Genomic DNA, 16641 nt, shown 5'->3' with positions numbered 1-16641 from the left:
GGAGGCCGATGGGGTATGGACGCCACCGAGGCGCGGCGGTTGGGGTACCAGTCGGCCGGTGAGGTCGCGGAGTTGCTGGGGGTGACGCTGCGCACGGTGCGGTACTACGAGGAGCAGGGCCTTGTCACCCCGGCCCGTACGGACAAGGGCACGCGCTACTACTCGGACTTCGCGGTCCAGCGCCTCGAAGTCTGCGTGCGGCTGACCGCGCTCGGTGTACCGCTCAAGACGCTGAGACAGCTCGCCACCATCCGCCCCTCGTCCGCCACCGGCGAGGAGTCGAGCCACGAACTCGTCGAGGTCTTCGGGCGGTTGCGCGCCGAGCTGCGGACGCAGTTGGCCAACATCCGCTATCTGCTGAGTGATCTGGAGAAGACCGAGCGTCTGGTGCGTACGTGCTGGAGCTGTCCGAACCGGCCCAACCGGATCGACTGCCCCGAGTGTCCGTGCGAGCGGCAGCTCGACTCGGCCACCATCCTCCACCTCACCTGGGACGACAACAGGCCACAGCCCACCGAACCCCACCTCTCCCGCGAACTGCGCGCCAGGGGCCCGAAGGCCCAGGGCCGCTGACCCGCCCGCACCGCCTGCCCCCTGACACCACGACGCCCGCCCGCCGTCCACCGGCCGGCGGGCGCCACTGTGTCCCGCCGGCCCGCCGCCCCCGCAGGATTCGGCCGCACACGACACCGCACCTGACTATTGCGTAAATCGTACGTTGGCGTCAGGATTACAGGCGGGCGAATGAGGGGTCTCGCCGGCGTACGGGGCAGCCGGGCCAGGTCGTCGTACCGGCCCCGGGCTCCCACTCGCGAACGTGCCAACGGAGAGCCGCCGATGCCGTCCGAAGCCTCTCGTCCTCCCACCGGCCACCGGTCGGGCGCGCCGCAGGGCGCCGCCCCCGGAGGACCGTTCCCCACCGCCCCGGCCGTGCGCACGCCCGCACGGCGGCGGCCGTCCGAAGCACCGCGCCCCGCGCAGGGCCCGACGGGTCACCCCCGGTGGGCCGGCGGCTGCGCCCGCCTGGAGGTATGGGTATGACGCTGCACCAACTCACCATCGGAGAAGCGACGATCGGCGGACCGCTCGGTGGGCGGACCGGGCTGCTCGTCGGCAGCCTCTTCTACGACAAGCACTCCGTCGTCAAGGACGCCTTCGCGGGCGACTTCGACGAGGAGCGCGCGGCGAAGCTCCTGAAGTCCGCGACGGACGCGTCCCGGCGCACCGGCATGCAGGTCGCGATCGACGTCATCGCCGCGTCCACGGAGGCGATCGAGAAGTTCCTGCCGTTCGTCGCGGAGAACTCCCCGCTGCCGATGATGATCAACGCGAGCGAGGCCGAGGTCCACATCGCCGGTCTGGAGATCGCCGCCAAACACGGCTTCCTCGACCGGTGCATCTTCGCCTCCCTCAACATGGACACCGAGGACGACGAGCTCGACGCGCTGCGCAAGCACCGCCCCGCGGCCGTGATGATCATGGCGAACGACGGGGCGGACCCGACGCCCGAGGGCTGCTGCCAGTTCATCGAGGACTACTACCTGCCGATACTCCAGGACATCGGCGTCGAGACCCCGATCGTCGACCTGGGCACGATGGACCCGCCGTCGGTCGGGCTGTGCGTCCGCGGGATCAGCGCCGTACGGGAGCGGTTCGGCTTCCCCGTGGGCTGCGCCTTCTCCAACTGCATCTCGCAGTGGACCGGGCTGCGCGAGCTCGGCCGCGAGTACACCAACTACTCGCTGGGCGCGGCCCTCGTGGCCTGCCGCGCTGCGGGCGGCGACTTCCTGCACTACGGGCTGATCGAGAAGACGAAGGCGGTCACCCATATCGCGGGCAGCGCCGAGGTGTTCTACGGGTTCGCCGCGCAGGAGCTCGACGGCGCGAAACTCCCCGAGGGCCATCCGCTGCTGAAGATGTTCAAGCTCGGGGGCGGCGCGAACTGATGGACGTGGTGCAGCAATGGGGCCGCACACTGGCCGGTGAGCCGGGCGGGTCCGTCCTGGTCGACGTCGGCACCTCCACGGTCAGCGGGGTGCGCGGCCCCGGCGCCCCCGAACTCGCGGCGAAGATCGGCTATGTGGGGCACCCCGTGCTCCAGACCCTGGCGCTCGACGCCGCCGACACGGCGGCCCTCGGCTCCCACTTCGCGCGCACGGGGCTCCTCTACGAGCAGCCGCGGGTGTCCGACGACGACACCTTCACCGACCCCTTCGGGGTGGAGTGGCTGTGGTCCCAGGGGGCGCCCGCCCCGCTCAACCACCCCCTGGAGGACGCCGATCCACCCGCCGTCGCCCGCCACCCCCGGCCCGAGTGGCCCCGGCTGGTCCAGCCCGCGCCCCGTACCGGCGGCGCGGCACGGCCGCTCGTCGTGGCGGACGCGCCGTGCTCGGGACTGATCGAGACCTGCTTCCAGCTCCGCAACAGCTGGCAGTTCATGATGGACATCACCGACAACTGGCGGGTGGCCAACGCGCTGCTCGACTGGGCGCTCGAATCGGTGGCCACCGGCTACGAGCGCATGCTCGCGGCCCTGCCGAGCCCGCCGGACGTCGTGCTGTACGGCGACGACTACGGCTACCAGGGCGGGATGTTCCTGTCCGACGAGGACTTCCGCACCTTCGTGAGGCCCAGGCTGCGGACGCTGTTCTCGCGCATCCGGCGGCAGACCGCGGCCGCCGTGTGCTTCCACTGCTGCGGCGCCGTCGCGTCGATCCTGCCCGACCTGGCCGACCTCGGCGTCGAGCTCGTCAACCTCCAGTACGACGCGAAGGGCATGGAACTCGACCGTGTACGGGCGCAGTTGCCCGCCTCCATGGTCCTGCACGGCTACACCGACCTGCTGGCGCTCGGCCACGCGCTCGCGAAGGACGACCGCAGGTCCATCGCCGTGCTCACCGACGAACTCGTGCGCTCCGCACCGGTCGTGGCCGCGCCGGTCGACAGCCTCGCCACCGAGGAGGAGCTGTTCGCCGTGGCGCGCGCCGCGCACTTCGTACGGGCCCTCACCGACGACGACATCGAACGGCTGCGGCGCCTCGGCCCGGTGCGCGAGGTGCTCGACCGCGCGGCGGCCGCGGCGGCACACGAGGTCCCACGGCTCGCGGGCGGCACACCGTCCCCGGAGCCGGCCCATCAGAGCAGCACAGAAAGGCGGTGACCCGATGGCCACCTATCCGCTCAAGGTGCTCAGGCGGCGCCAGGAGTCCGAGGACGCCGTCAGCCTCTGGCTCGACGTCCCCAACGACCTGCGCACCGCCTTCACCTATCGCACGGGCCAGTTCATCGCGATAGAGGAGGAGTTCGACGGCGAGGAGATCACCCGGCAGTACTCGCTCGCCTCCGTCCCCGGCCTCGACGAGCATTTGCACATCTCGGTCAAGCGCATACCGGGCGGCCGGATGTCGACCCACCTGGTGGACAGCGTGGCGGACGGGGACCTCCTCGAAGTCGTCACGCCCCGCGGGCGCCTGTACACCCCCTCGCAGGAGCCCCGGCACATCCTGCTGCTCGCGGCGGGCAGCGGCATCGTCCCGCTGCTCGCCATCGCGCGGGACGCCCTGCACAGCGGCGCCGGGCACCGCGTCACCCTCGTCTACGGCAACCGGCACACCGACTCGGTCATGCTGCGCGAGGAGGTCGAGGCGCTCGCCGCCGACGGCGCCGTCGTCGAGCACGTGCTCAGCCGCCCCGACCCGTCGTGGACCGGGGCGCGCGGCCGGGTCGACCCCGCGTACCTGGAGAGCCGCTGGGCACAGTGGACGGCCGAGTGCGGCCTCCCGGTCTCCGCGTACCTGTGCGGACCCGAGGCGTTCATGTCCGACGCCGAGGAGTTCCTGACCGCGCACGGCGTCGGGATCGACGACATCCGCAAGGAGAGCTTCGACCTGGTGCTCGACGACGACGGGGACGAGGCCGACCTGCTGGTCCCCGGCGACGCCCCCGCCGCCGAGCCCGAGCCCTGCACGCTGCTCACCGCCGTACTCGGCGGCGAGAACATCGAGGTCACGCCCGAGCCGGGCGAGCCGCTGCTGAGCGCGCTGCTCAGGGTCAGCGACGACGTCCCGTTCTCCTGCCAGGAGGGGACGTGCTCCTCCTGCATCGTCAAGCTCACCGAGGGACAGGTGGGCGTGCGGCCCGGGGTCACCAAGACGCTGCGCCCCGCCGACCTGGAGGAGGGGCTGATCCTCGCATGCCTGTCCCGGGCCAGGACCGAGTCCGTGCACATCGACTTCGACGACATCTGAGGCACGCGAGCGGCACCACCACCACGAGTCGCTACGAGCAGGAAGCCGGAACAGGCATGAGCGCAGAGATCATCGACGGGCGGGCATGTGCCGCGCGGCTCAAGCAGGCCGTGGCCCTTGAGGCCAAGGACCTGCGGGAGCGCGGGCTGCCGTGCGCGCTGTCCACGGTGATGGTCGGCGACGACTACAGCGCCGCCGCGTACGAGCGGCGGCTACGGCGCGCCGCCGACGAACTCGACATCCCCTACCGCCGCCACGCCCTGCCCCGCGGCGCCGGGCAGCGGCAGGTCACCGAGGCGATCGCAGACCTCAACGCGGACCCCGAGGTCACCGGCGTCCTGGTGCTGCGGCCGCTGCCGGCCGGCGTCCGGGAGGCGGACGTGTTCCGCACGCTGTCGCCGCTGAAGGACATCGAGGCGGTGAACCCGGAGAACGCGGGCCTGCTCGCGCTGGGCACCCCGCGCTATGTGCCGTCGACCGCGGCCTCCGCCTTCCATCTGCTGGACAGCTGGCTCGACGACGCGGGCGAGGACCGTACGGCCTTCTACCGCAGGTCGCTGATCGTGGTGGTCGGGCGCTCCAACAACGTGGGCAAGCCCCTGGTGTCGCTCGCCTACCACCGCCAGGCCGCGGTGGAGTCCGTCGACGAGTGGGCGAGCCGGTCGGCGACCGGGCTCGGCCCCCATCTCCGGCGGGCCGACGTGGTGATCGTCGCGGCCGGGCAGGCCGGGCTGATCACCGGCGAACACGTCAAGGAGGGCGCCGTCGTCATCGACGTGGGGATCAACCCGGTCACCGACGACGCCACCGGCCGGCTGCGGATGGTCGGCGACGCCGACTTCGCCTCGGTGGCCGCGCGGGCCCGCGCGGTCTCGCCGGTGCCCGGCGGCGTCGGGCCGGTGACCGACATCTGGCTCATGCGCAACACCGTCGCCGCGGCCCGGCTGCTGAGCGGCGCCGCGGCCGCGTGCTGACCACTCGACCCACATGTCCCAGGGAGTGACTGGACTCCGCCGCCCAGCAGCGCCACGAGGGCGCCTCACAGGAGGAGACAAGGGCATGACCCCACCGACCGCGGGCCGGGACTTCGTGCTGACGCTGTCGTGCCCGGACGTGCCGGGCATCGTCTTCGCAGTCGCGCGGTTCCTCGACGAGCAGCGGTGCAACATCACGCAGAGCCAGCAGTTCGACGACTCGGAGACCGGCACGTTCTTCATGCGGGTGCAGTTCCGCCCCGTCGGCGAGGACGCACTGGACATCGACGCGCTGCGGACCGCGTTCGGCGCGGTGGCCGCGGTGTTCAGGATGGACTGGCGGCTGACGGACGCCGCGTCGCGACAGCGCGTGCTGATCATGGTGAGCAAGTTCGGGCACTGCCTGAACGACCTGCTGTTCCGGTGGAGCATCGGGGCGCTGAACGTCGACATCGCCGCCGTGGTCTCCAACCACCCGGACTTCGCCAGGCTCGCCGACACCTACGACCTCCCGTTCCGCCATGTGCCGGTCACCCGGGAGACCAAGCCGCAGGCCGAGGCGGACCTCCTCGGCCTGGTAAGGGACTTGGACGTCGACCTCGTGGTACTCGCCCGGTACATGCAGGTGCTCTCCGACGATCTGTGCAAGCAGCTCGAAGGCCGGGCGATCAACATCCACCACTCGATGCTGCCCAGCTTCAAGGGCGCCCGCCCCTACCACCAGGCGCACGCGCGCGGGGTGAAGCTGGTCGGCGCCACCGCGCACTACGTGACCGCGGAGCTCGACGAGGGGCCCATCATCGAGCAGGAGGTGGCCCGCGTGGACCACTCCATGAGCGCGGCCGAGGTGGCGGCGCTCGGCCGGGACGTCGAGTGCCAGGCCCTGGCACGCGCGGTGCGCTGGCACACCGAGAACCGCGTACTGGCCAACGGCCACCGCACGATCGTCTTCCACTGAGCGGGGGCGCCCGCGGGGAGGGGCCGGGGGCTCCCTCGCCGCGCGCCCGGCCCAGGCGCCCGGTCCAGGGCCCGGCCCAGGCGCCCGGTGCAGGGCCCGGTCCAGGCGCCCGGCCCAGGCGCCCGGATCAGGCGCCCGGATCAGGCGCCCGCGCCGCCGTCCACGGCGAGCGTCGCGCCCGTGACCATGGACGCGCGGTCGCTGAGCAGCCACGCGGCGGCCTGCGCGACCTCCTCGGGGGCGCCCATCCGGCCGAGCGGGGTGGTTGCGAGGATCCGCTCGACCACGCCGGGCGTCGCGGCCTCCCACTCGTCGATCATCTCGGTCGCCGTGCCGCCCGGCGTGATCGTGTTGACCCTGATGCCCTGCGGGCCCCAGGTCACGGCCGCGGACTCGCCCAGGCTGTTGAGCGCGCGCTTCATCGCGCCGTACGCGGGCAGCGCGGGGTTGGCGCGGCGGCTGCCGATGCTCGACGTGTTGACGATGGCGCCACCGCCGCCGCGCCGCATCAGCGCGGCCTCGCGGTTCATCGCGGTCCACTGGCCGCGGAAGTTCACCGCGAACATCCGGTCGATGTCCTCGTCGCCCGTCTCGTCGAGCGGCCCGGGGAGCTGGCCGGCCGCGCCGTTGTTGAACGCGCCGTCGAGCCTGCCGTGCAGCTCGTCCACGCGGTCGACCGCCGCGCGCACCGAGGCCGGGTCGCCGAGGTCGCAGGCGACCGCTTCCGCGGTCCCGCCCTCGGCGCGGATCCCGTCGGCGAGCCGCCCGAGCGCGGCCGTGTCGCGGGAGGCGAGCACGACGCTCGCGCCCTCCGCCGCGAACAGCCGCCCGGCCGCGGCGCCGATGCCGCGGCTCGCGCCGGTGATGAGGACGACCTTGCCCGAGAGCAGGCCGATGGGGGCCGTGCGCGTGCCGCCGGTGCCGCGTGAGCTGGAGCTGTCTGTGCCGCTCGGGGTGGTGCCTTCGTCGCTGCTCGGGGTGGTGCCTTCGTTCGTCATGCCGCCAGCCTGGCCGTGGGGCGCGGTGCGGTGTCAGGCACAGTCCGTACCAGGATGAGCCGCGGCGGGCCGCGCATACTGGGCCCGTGGACAGGCAAGAGCTCGGAGCGTTCCTGCGCAGCCGCCGCGAGCGGCTGCGCCCCGCCGACGTGGGCCTCCCCGCGGGGCCGCGCCGCCGCACACCGGGGCTGCGGCGCGAGGAGGTCGCGGTGCTCGCCCACATCTCCACCGAGTACTACGTACGCCTCGAACAGGCACGCGCGCCCCGCCCGTCCGGCGAGGTGCTCGCGGGCATCGCGGCCGCGCTGCGGCTCACCGAGGCGGAGAGCGGGCACCTGCACGTGCTCGCGGGCACGGCGCCGCTCCGCTCGGCGCCGCACCGCCGCGACGTGCGGCCGAGCATCCTCGCACTGCTCGAACGGCTGCCGCAGACCGCGGGGTTCGTGACCTCGGCGGCGTTCGAGGTGCTCGCGTGGAACGACCTCGCCGCCGCGCTCATGGCGGACTTCGGGTCCCTCGAACCCGCGGACCGCAATCTGGCGCGCGTGGCCTTCCTCGGCCCGCGCGGCGACGACGGGTCCGCGCTGTACGGCGCCGCCGACGCCGCGGAGTTCCGCTGCCACGCCGCGAGGGAGCTGCGGGCCGCCGCCGCGCGCTACCCCGACGACGCGGCCATCGCCGACCTCGTCGCCGAACTCCTCGCGGGCAGTGCGGAGTTCGCCCGCCTCTGGGAGCAGCGCGACGTCCAGGCAGCGCCCATGCTGACCAAGACCTTCCGCCACCCGGCGGTGGGGGACGTCACCGTCGACTGCGACACGCTCGCCCTGACCGACCGCGACCAGCACCTCGTCCTGTACACCGCACCCCAGGGCTCCCCCGATGCCGACGCGCTGGCCCTGCTGGCCCTCCTCGGCCCGGGCGCCGGGCACACGGTCCGCCCGTAGCGCGCGGCGCACGGTCCGCCCGTAGCGCGCGGCGCACGGTCCGCCCGTAGCGCGCGGCGCGCTCCCCGCGCGTATGGGCGGCACCCACACTCCACGACGTCTGCGGGCCCACGACGCACGCGCCCCCGCGGCGTACCCCTCCCCGCGACAGAAGCCAACACCCGTAGACATCACCTGTGGACATCAGCCGTAGACTCTTCATATGAACAGTGCGCGTGCCAGCGAGGCCGGGGCTCCGGCCGCCACCCCGCCCCACCGGCTCCTCGTACCGGGGCTGATCTTCGTCGCCATGGTCGTCGCCGTCGTGGGCAGCCTCGGCGCGCCCCTGATACCGACCATCGCCGCGGCGGACCACATATCCGTGGGCGACGCCCAGTGGGCCCTCACGATCGTCTTCCTGGTGGCCGCCGTCGCCACCCCGCTCGCCGGGCGGCTCGGCGACGGCCCGCACCGCCGCCGGGTCATCATCGGCTCGCTCGTCGCCGTGACGGCCGGCGCCGTGCTCGCCGCGCTGCCGCTCGGCTTCGCGTTCCTGCTGGTCGGGCGGGCGCTCCAGGGGATCGGGCTGGTCCTGACCCCGCTGTGCATCGCCGCCGTGCGCGACGCCCTGCCGCCGGAGCGCGCCAGGCCCGCCGCCGCCGTCCTCTCGGTCACCACCGTCGTGGGCATCGGTCTCGGCTACCCGATCACCGGGCTGATCGCGAAGTTCGGCGGGCTGCACGTCGCCTTCTGGTTCGGCGCCGTCGTCGGCGCGCTCGGCCTGACCGTCGCCGCGCTCGTCGTACCGCCCTCGGCCCAGCGCACCCGCCGCCCCGTCGACCTGTCGGGCGCCGTGCTGCTGGGCGCGGCGCTCGTGGGCTTCCTGCTCGCGCTCAGCGAGGGCGACGGCTGGGGCTGGACCTCCCCGCTGCTCGCCGCCGTCCTCGCGGGTTCCGTGCTGGCGCTCGCCGCCTGGGTCGTACGGGAGCTGCGCGCCGCCCACCCGCTCGTCGACCTGCGGCTGCTGCGGCACAACGCGGTGCTGACCGCGGACGCCGTCGGGCTGCTCGCCGGCGTCGGGATGTACCTGCCCATCTCGCTGGTGACCCGCTTCGTCCAGACCCCCGCGAGCAGCGGCTACGGCCTCGGCGGGTCGGTGTTCATCGCGGGTCTCGCGCTCACCCCGTTCTCCGCCGCGAGCGCCGTCTCGACGCGCCTGACCCGGGCCGCGGCGACGCGCGTGCCCGCGGGCACCGCGCTCGCGCTCGGCTCGGTGGTGGGCCTGCTCGGCCTCGGCCTGTTCAGCCTCGCGCACGGCTCCCTGTGGGAGGTCTTCGCGGTGATGGCGCTCACCGGCCTCGGCGTCGGCGCGATCTTCGCCGTCATGCCGGGGCTGATCGTCGGCTCGGTGCCGATCCAGGAGACCGGGAGCGCGACCAGCTTCAACCAGGTCATCCGGTACGTGGGCTACGCCTCCGGCAGTACGCTGAGCGCCGTGGTACTCGAAGCCCACACCCCCGCGGGCGGCGCCCTGCCGACCGACGGCGGCTACACGGACGCGGCACTCTTCGGCTGCGCGATGTGGATCGTGACCGCCGTCGTCGCCCTGCTGCTGCCGCGCCTGCGCGACCGGGCGCAGGGCGCGCCCGCGTCGGCCGCTGCCGCGCCCGGCGACCGGGTGCTGGCGGACGAGGGCCTGGCCGACGCCGAGGCCGCGGGCCCCGTGCCCGCCGCCCGCGCGTCCGCAGAGCCCGTACGGCACGACGCGACGGGAGGCTGACCCCGTGCCGCCGAAGCCCGAACAGCCCGCCCCCGCCGCGGGATCCCGCCCGGGGCCCCGCCGCAGGGACGCGGCGGCGAGCCGCGAGCGGCTGCTGATGGCAGCGGGCGAACTCTTCGGCGAGCGCGGCTACGACCGCACCACCGCGCGGGACATCGGCGAACGCGCGGGCGTCGACCCGTCGATGATCGCGCGCTACTTCGGCAGCAAGGCCGAGCTGTTCATCGCCGTCCTGCGCGCGGAGAGCGACACGGACACCTTCGCGGACCTCTTCGACGACACCCGGCTCGCGGGCCTCGTCGAGCGCATCGACCGGCAGGGCCCCGGTCCGGTCACGCAGGTGGCGGTACGCCCGTACGCCGACCCGGCGGCCCAGGCGGCGGCCGCCGCGGAACTTGACCGCCGCATCGTCGCTCCGCTGCGGGACCGCTTCGCCCGCACCGGCGACGAACCAGCGGCCCTGCGCGCCGAGTTGCTCACCGCCGCGTTCGTAGGCGTGGCCCTGGCCCGCCGCGCCGGCACCCTCACCCACCTCTCCGCCGCCACCCCCGACACCCTCCTCCCCCTCCTCCGCCACCTCCTGAACTGACCCCCCGGGGCCCGCGGCGCGTCACGCCAGCCGGTGCTCCCAGCGCAGCGCCGGTGCGCCGTCGACCCAGTACAGGTGCGACGCCCGGGTGACGCGCAGCCGCACGGCGTCGATGCCCGGGCTGCCCGCACCCCGCCAGGTCGTGAGGGCTTCCTCGACTCTGTCCCAGAGGCACACGGGACCGCCCTGCCGGACCGTCCAGGTGTCGCCGTCGGCGACAAACTGAGCGAACGACTCACGGTCCGGGTGTGACGGTCCAGGTGGAGAACCCCGCGGCCTCCAGGGCGTCGTCCGCCCGGCGCGCCACGTCCGGGTCCCCCTCGACGGTGGTCACGTTGTCCTCGCCCAGGAAGTGGCACATCAGAGCGGTGGAGTAGCCCGTCCCCGTGCCGATTTCCAGCACACGGTGACCGGGCTTCATGTCCAAGCTCTCGATCATGCCGACCACGGTTGCCGGCATGGTCGAGGAGGACGTCGGCACGCCCGCGACCGGCCCAGCGGCCTGGTCGGCAGTGAGGTACCCGTCGAGCTGGGTGGTGAGGGTATCGTCGCCGTACGCGATCTCCACCCACTCGTCCGGGCCCGCCCCGACTGCGGTCACGGGCCGCCACAGCCCACCCTCATCGAGGAACACGCCCGCGCGCAGGAACAGTTCACGCGGTACCGCCTCGACAGCAGCGCGCAGCCGAGGCGACACCAGGACACCGTCGCGCGCCAGCAACGCGGCAAGACGGCGCCGCGCGGGCGCGGAGTCGTTCATGAAGCATCTCCCTGTGCGAGCAGGTCGGCGCAGGGCCCCCTACTCGTTCACGAAGTGGTCGAACTCCCCTGCCTTGACGCCCAGGATGAACGCCCGCAACTTCTCCGGGCTCGTCGTCACCACCACATCCGAATCGTCGCTCTCACGAAGCTTGATCGTGCCGTCCCCGGTGTCACGCGCGACGTTCAAGCACGTGGCGTTGCTGCTGCTGAAGGATGACTTCTGCCAGTTGTAGTCAGTCACAGCGCTCGCTCCCCTAGCGCCTGCTCGCCAACAAAGTGGTCGAACTCTCCCGCCTTGACGCCCAGGATGAACGCCCGCAACTTCTCCGGGCTCGTCGTCACCACCACATCCGGATCGTCGCTCTCGCGGAGCTTGATCGTGCCGTCCCCGACATCGCGGGCGACGTTGAGGCAGTTGGCGCCCGTCCCGCTGAACGAGGACTTCTGCCATGCGTAGTTGGGCATGGGGATTACCTCATCACATGTGCCGTTCGAGCGCTTGCACGAAGCCCCGGGATTCCTCGGGTTCGAGCGCCTTCTCCTCCAGCCTATCGAGCACAGCCCGATACATGACGAGTTGGGGCTGCGCCCCCACGTAGCCGGCGAACGTGTCCGTGTCGACGTGCACGCTGTCCAGTTCCGGTACCTCCGCCTGGAAGTGGACGATGCCCGAGCCGGAACTCGGGTAGGCGCCGGTCCCGAAAGGGAGCACACGGATGGTGATGCCCTCTCGTTCGCCCATGTCGAGCAGGTGCCCCAACTGCGCTTTGGCCACGGCCCGGCCGCCGACATCCATACGGAGCGCCGCCTCATGGATGACGCAGGACACGGGGGTCGGCCGCTCAGCGTAAACAACGGCCTGGCGCTTGATCCGGAAGGACAGCAAGTGCTCGAGTTTCGGCGGGTCGTAGGGCGGCACGACTCCTCGCAGGAGGGCACGCGCGTGATCGGGCGTCTGGAGCAGCCCTGGCATGTGGAGGCCGCAGGCGATGCGCATGGAAGACGCGTGGTGCTCCAGTTCGGCCACATCGAGGAAGGGCGCGGGCAGGACCTCGCGATAGTCCTCCCACCAGCCCTTGACGCGGCCGCCGGTCATGGCGACGAGGCCCTCGATGTAGTGGTGGTCGGTGCAGCCGTACAGGTAGGCCAGTGTCCGGACCCGGTCGGCGCCGACCGGATAACCGCCGCTCTCGATGTTGCTGATGCGGGACTGGGTCGTGCCGTGCAGCTCCGCCGCCGCCTTGACGTTGAGCTGCGCGCCCTCACGCAGGCGCCGCAGTTCGGCTCCCAGCCGCCGCTGGCGGATGGTGGGCGGCAGCTTGCTCGGTGGCATCTCCGGGTCCTTCCCCATGCACGCGGGTGGCGCGTCACCCGGCAGTGAGGCGGAAGCACATCACTCTCTCGACGGGCAGACACTTTACTACCATTACCGCTACAGTAGCGAGTCGAGCCATCCTAACCGGCCCCGCCCTCGCCGTGCCCGCGCGATCGCGGGCCCACCCGCAGTCGTCGACAGGGGAAAAGCCATGAGCACCGCAGCAACGCCGGACTCCGAGCCGCTCGGCTACGAGGGTGAACTGCTCGCGCTCGTACGGGAGACGGCGCCGCGGATGTTCGCCGTCGTCGCCGAGTACGCGGCGGGCACGGACGACGCCGACGCCGTGGTCATCGCGTGGGGGCACGCGCACGAGGGCGGCAGGACGGAGGTCATCGGGCCGCGCGGCCGGCGGTGGACGCTCGCGTCACCCGACTCCGTGACCCGCCTCCTCCCCGGCGACGACGCCTGCGCGACCCGCCTCGTCTGGCTGCCCCGCGCCGCCCGCGGCTGAGGCGGCCCGGTGCGCGAGGTGCCGGGCAGCGGGCACGAGGTGTTCGCCGCCACCCTGGCGAGCGGCTTCGACATGCCGAGGGCGATGACCGACGTCTTCACCAGGCCCGCCCCGCTGGACGCACCCGGCATGACGGCGTTCGCCCTCAAAGCCGGCGGCACCGGCTTCAACATCATGGCGGGCGACCAGGTGGGGCTGTTCAACGGCTCGGTGCCGCCGCAGCACCGGCGCAACGGCTACTACCGCACCCTCGTCGCCGCCCGCCTGCGGCACGCCGTCACCGCAGGCGCCCGGCCCGCGTTCACACAGAACAACCCGATGTCCCGGCCGCTCTACGAGTCGATCGGTTTCCGCGGCGCCGAGACATGGACGCACCCCCACCTCGGGATCGTGAGCGGCCGGTTCGCGCCCGCGCGGGCGCGAACCGGCTTGCCCGCACGCGTGGTTGGGGCCAGTGGGCGGTCCCTGGTGACGCCGGTCCATGATTACCTTGAACCGCCCCGGCCGGGGGCCCGCTCGCAACTGAGGGAGAGCCAGTGGCTTTGCAGACGGTCCGGGTCAGGGGTGCCGAGGTCGGCTATCGGCGCAGCGGGGGGCGCGGGCGGCCCGTGGTCCTGGTGCACGGCAACTCCTCCTCTTCCGCGACCTGGGCGCCCCTGCTCGACGGGGAGTTCGGGGAGCGGTTCGCGTGCGTGGCGCTCGACCTGCCAGGGCACGGGGGCTCGGCGCCGCCCGCCGCGGGCGCCGACGACTACGCGATGCCGGGGTACAGCGCGACGATCGCGGAGTTCGCCGACGCGCTCGGCGTGCGCGACGCGGTGTTCGTCGGCTGGAGCCTCGGCGGCAACGCGCTCGTCGAGGCGGCGCCGCTGCTGGGCGCGGACCCTGCGGGGTACGCGGTGTTCGGCACGCCCGCCGTGCGCGACGGCGCCTCCTTCGCCGAGGCGTACCTGCCGGACGAGCGGATGGGCATGGCCTTCGAGGAGGAGCTCGACGCGGAGCGCGCCGCGCTGTACGTGTCGGGTTTCCTCGCGCCCGGTTCCGCGGTGCCGACCGGGCCGCTGGTGGCGGAGGCGCTCGCCACCGACCCCGCGGCGCGCGCCGGGCTCGCCCGCAGCGTGGCCGAGGGCCGGTTCGCGGACGAGACGGCGGTGCTCAAGGAGCTGCGGCAGCCGATCGCGGTGCTGCACGGCGCCGAGGAGCGGTTCGTCTCGCTCGCATACCTGCGGGGCCTGACCGTGCCGACGCTGTGGCGGGGCGCTGTCCAGGTCGTGCCGGGCGCCGGGCACGCCGTACACCTGGACCGGCCGGACGCGCTGGCCGCGCTGCTCGGCGACTTCATCGCGGAGCTGCCTCAGACGGGCATACGCGCGTGACGCCGTACGGCCCCGGCGCGGACGGCGACAGCGCGGACGGCTCAGGCGCGGACGGCGGGAGCGCGGACGGCTCAGGCGCAAGCGGCGAGAGCGGGCTCGGCGGCACTCCGGGCGCGGCGCGGGTGCTCGCGGGGCTCGGGGCCGTACGCGAGGACGTGGCGGAGTGGTATCGCGACCTGCACGCCCATCCCGAGCTGGGGTTCCGCGAGCACAGGACGGCGGCGCTCGCCGCCGGGCACCTGCGGTCGTGGGGCTTCACGGTGACCGAGGGCGTCGGCGGCACCGGCGTCGTGGGGGTGCTGGCCAACGGGCCGGGGCCCGCCGTGCTGCTGCGTGCAGAACTGGACGCGCTGCCCGGGGTGGAGCGCACGGGCCTCCCGTACGCCGCGCCGGCCGGGGCAAACGGCGAGGCGCCGGCCTCCGCCATGCACGCCTGTGGGCACGACGTGCACATGGCGTGCCTGCTCGGCGCCGCGCGGCTGCTCGCCGGGGCGCCCGAGGCCTGGGGCGGCACGCTGGTCGCGGTGTTCCAGCCGTCGGAGGAGAACGCCGAGGGTGCGCGCGCCCTGGTCGAGGGCGGACTCGCCGGGCTGATCCCGCGCCCTGAAGTGGCGCTCGCACAGCATGTGTTCCACGCGCCCGCCGGGTATGTGGGCACGCGGCAGGGGCCGTTCCTCTCGGCCGCCGACACGCTGCGGATCGTGGTGCACGGCAGGGGCGCGCACGGCTCCCAACCCGAGGCGTCCGTCGACCCCGTGGTCCTCGCGGCCATGGTGGTGCTGCGGCTCCAGACGATCGTGGCGCGCGAGATCGGCCCGGCCGAGCGCGCGGTCGTCACCGTGAGCGGCGTGCACGCGGGCGGCGACGCGCCCAACGTGATCCCGGACTCCGCCGAACTGACCGTCAACATAAGGGCGTTCGACGAGGATGTACGCGGGCGGGTGACTGAGGCGGTCACCCGTATGGTCCGCGCGGAGTGCCAGGCGTCCAGGTCGCCGCGCGAGCCGGAGTTCGAGCACCTCTCGGCGTTCCCGCCCACGGTCAACGACGCGGCGGCCACCGCCCGGGTCGCGGCCGCCTTCGCCCGGCACTTCGGTGGGGACGCGCGGACGGCCGAACCGCTCAGCCCCAGCGACGACTTCACCGAGATCTCGCGGGCCCTCGGCGTCCCCGCCGTCTTCTGGGTGATCGGCGGCACCGACCCGGAGCGCTATGCGGCGGCCGAGCGTGCCGGGACCGTGGCGCGCGACGTGCCGGTCAACCACAGCCCGTACTTCGCACCGGTCCCCCGGCCCACCCTGGACGTCGGGGTGCGGGCGCTCGTCGTCGCCGCGCTGACCTGGCTGGGCGGCAGCGGGCCTGGCTGACGCCGTACGGCAGGGCCTCAGGCCCCGCCGGTCTCCTCCGCGGCCGCGGCCTGCTCGACGGCCGCGCCCGGCGCGGCGCCTTCGCGCTCGCGGCGGCCGTCGGGGCTGGTGCCGAGGAAGGACAGCACGACCACCAGGACGCCGCCGCACACGATCGCGGAGTCCGCGAGGTTGAACACCGCGAAGTAACGCACGGCGACGAAGTCGACCACCGCGCCCCGGAAGATCCCGGGCGAGCGCAGCACGCGGTCCGTGAGGTTGCCGAGGGCGCCGCCGAGGAGCAGGCCGAGGGCGAAGGCCCAGGGCAGGCTGAAGAGTTTCTTGGCGATCCGGCAGATCACCGCGATGACGACGGCGGCGATCACGGTGAACACCACCGTCAGCGCCTGCCCCATGGAGAACGCGGCGCCCGCGTTGCGGGACGCCTGGAGGCTCAGCCAGTCGCCGAGCAGGGCCATCGGCGCGTGGTTCTCCAGATGGGCGACGACCAGGACCTTGCTGACCTGGTCGAGCGCATAGGCGAACAGGGCCACCGAGACCAGCACACCGATGCGCCGGCGGCGCGCGGGTCCTGGCGCGGGCGCTGTGGGGTGCTGCGGGGTGCCGGAGGTGCTGATGGTGTGCTCCGCGGGGTCGGGGGACGCCGAGGCTGGTCCGTGCCGGATGGGAGGGCGTGCTGTCGCAGCGTAACGGTACGCCCGGCGCACGCCCCCGATGCGGCGCCGGGCCCCGCGCGCCCGGGTGCCGCCCCCGCCGCTGCCGGGCCGACGGCCGCGAGGGCCCGGCCTCCCCCCGGGCGGGGCGCGCCCTACTGCGCCCTGTGCACCCGCGCGACCCA

General features: G+C 73.5%; 16 protein-coding genes and 2 pseudogenes. 12 read left to right on the top strand and 6 right to left on the bottom strand.

Annotation, left to right across the window (positions count from 1 at the left end; all coding sequences use genetic code 11):
* The 6 genes from AB0910_RS30710 to purU all read left to right on the top strand — a co-directional run.
* Positions 1–573: MerR family transcriptional regulator (locus AB0910_RS30710; protein ID WP_366747941.1), on the top strand; the 573-nt coding region annotated here is incomplete at its 5' end.
* Positions 574–1037: 464 nt separating this feature from the next.
* Positions 1038–1946: a tetrahydromethanopterin S-methyltransferase subunit H gene (locus AB0910_RS30705; protein WP_366747940.1), complete on the top strand. Its 909-nt coding sequence runs from the start codon at positions 1038–1040 to the stop codon at positions 1944–1946.
* Between the two features lie 5 nt (positions 1947–1951).
* Positions 1952–3160, top strand: a complete 1209-nt coding sequence (locus tag AB0910_RS30700) for a uroporphyrinogen decarboxylase family protein (RefSeq protein WP_366747939.1) — start codon at positions 1952–1954, stop codon at positions 3158–3160.
* A gap of 4 nt (positions 3161–3164) precedes the next feature.
* Positions 3165–4247 carry a ferredoxin--NADP reductase gene (locus tag AB0910_RS30695; protein ID WP_366747938.1) on the top strand — a complete coding sequence of 361 codons (1083 nt, stop codon included), beginning with the start codon at positions 3165–3167 and terminating at the stop codon, positions 4245–4247.
* Between the two features lie 56 nt (positions 4248–4303).
* Entirely contained in the window at positions 4304–5221 is a 918-nt protein-coding gene (locus AB0910_RS30690; RefSeq protein ID WP_366747937.1) for a tetrahydrofolate dehydrogenase/cyclohydrolase catalytic domain-containing protein, read from the top strand.
* A gap of 85 nt (positions 5222–5306) precedes the next feature.
* A complete protein-coding gene (gene purU / locus AB0910_RS30685; RefSeq protein ID WP_366747936.1) occupies positions 5307–6179 on the top strand; it encodes a formyltetrahydrofolate deformylase in 873 nt (290 codons plus the stop codon).
* 140 nt (positions 6180–6319) lie between these two features.
* Here the strand turns inward: purU and AB0910_RS30680 are convergent, their stop codons facing one another.
* Entirely contained in the window at positions 6320–7177 is an 858-nt protein-coding gene (locus AB0910_RS30680) for an SDR family oxidoreductase (RefSeq protein WP_366747935.1), read from the bottom strand.
* An 86-nt stretch (positions 7178–7263) separates the two neighbouring features.
* Here AB0910_RS30680 and AB0910_RS30675 point away from each other — a divergent pair, with 86 nt between their 5' ends.
* The 3 genes from AB0910_RS30675 (at position 7264) to AB0910_RS30665 (ending at position 10469) form a co-directional block, all read left to right on the top strand.
* Positions 7264–8121: a helix-turn-helix transcriptional regulator gene (locus AB0910_RS30675; protein WP_366747934.1), complete on the top strand. Its 858-nt coding sequence runs from the start codon at positions 7264–7266 to the stop codon at positions 8119–8121.
* Positions 8122–8323: 202 nt separating this feature from the next.
* Positions 8324–9880: an MFS transporter gene (locus AB0910_RS30670; RefSeq protein WP_366747933.1), complete on the top strand. Its 1557-nt coding sequence runs from the start codon at positions 8324–8326 to the stop codon at positions 9878–9880.
* A 4-nt stretch (positions 9881–9884) separates the two neighbouring features.
* Complete coding sequence (locus AB0910_RS30665; protein WP_366747932.1) at positions 9885–10469, top strand: helix-turn-helix domain-containing protein; 585 nt, start codon at positions 9885–9887, stop codon at positions 10467–10469.
* A 21-nt stretch (positions 10470–10490) separates the two neighbouring features.
* Here the strand turns inward: AB0910_RS30665 and AB0910_RS30660 are convergent.
* The 4 genes and pseudogenes from AB0910_RS30660 to AB0910_RS30645 form a co-directional block, all read right to left on the bottom strand.
* Positions 10491–11229, bottom strand: a pseudogene (locus AB0910_RS30660) (hypothetical protein).
* Positions 11230–11268: 39 nt separating this feature from the next.
* Positions 11269–11472 (bottom strand): DUF397 domain-containing protein, encoded by a 204-nt coding sequence (locus AB0910_RS30655; RefSeq protein ID WP_366747931.1) that lies wholly within the window; start codon positions 11470–11472, stop codon positions 11269–11271.
* The gene (locus AB0910_RS30650) at positions 11469–11696 is read right to left on the bottom strand and encodes a DUF397 domain-containing protein (protein ID WP_366747930.1); all 228 of its coding nucleotides are present in this window, start codon (positions 11694–11696) and stop codon (positions 11469–11471) included. The genes AB0910_RS30655 and AB0910_RS30650 overlap by 4 nt, the downstream gene beginning before the upstream one ends.
* A 13-nt stretch (positions 11697–11709) precedes the next feature.
* A complete protein-coding gene (locus AB0910_RS30645) occupies positions 11710–12564 on the bottom strand; it encodes a helix-turn-helix transcriptional regulator (protein ID WP_366747929.1) in 855 nt (284 codons plus the stop codon).
* A 193-nt stretch (positions 12565–12757) separates the two neighbouring features.
* Here AB0910_RS30645 and AB0910_RS30640 point away from each other — a divergent pair, with 193 nt between their 5' ends.
* From AB0910_RS30640 to AB0910_RS30630, 3 genes are all read left to right on the top strand, one after another.
* Positions 12758–13060 carry a hypothetical protein gene (locus AB0910_RS30640; protein ID WP_366747928.1) on the top strand — a complete coding sequence of 101 codons (303 nt, stop codon included), beginning with the start codon at positions 12758–12760 and terminating at the stop codon, positions 13058–13060.
* A 536-nt stretch (positions 13061–13596) separates the two neighbouring features.
* Positions 13597–14436, top strand: coding sequence for an alpha/beta fold hydrolase (locus AB0910_RS30635; RefSeq protein WP_366747927.1), 840 nt, complete (start codon positions 13597–13599; stop codon positions 14434–14436).
* Positions 14437–14558: 122 nt separating this feature from the next.
* Positions 14559–15803 (top strand): amidohydrolase, encoded by a 1245-nt coding sequence (locus AB0910_RS30630; RefSeq protein ID WP_366747942.1) that lies wholly within the window; start codon positions 14559–14561, stop codon positions 15801–15803.
* Between the two features lie 80 nt (positions 15804–15883).
* Here the strand turns inward: AB0910_RS30630 and lspA are convergent.
* Positions 15884–16420, bottom strand: a pseudogene (lspA, locus tag AB0910_RS30625) (signal peptidase II); the annotation flags it as partial.
* Positions 16421–16641: the final 221 nt, after the last annotated feature.

It is taken from the genome of Streptomyces sp. NPDC047002, assembly GCF_040704505.1.
Lineage (GTDB): Bacteria > Actinomycetota > Actinomycetes > Streptomycetales > Streptomycetaceae > Streptomyces.
This window is presented reverse-complemented; position numbering and strand designations above follow the sequence as displayed.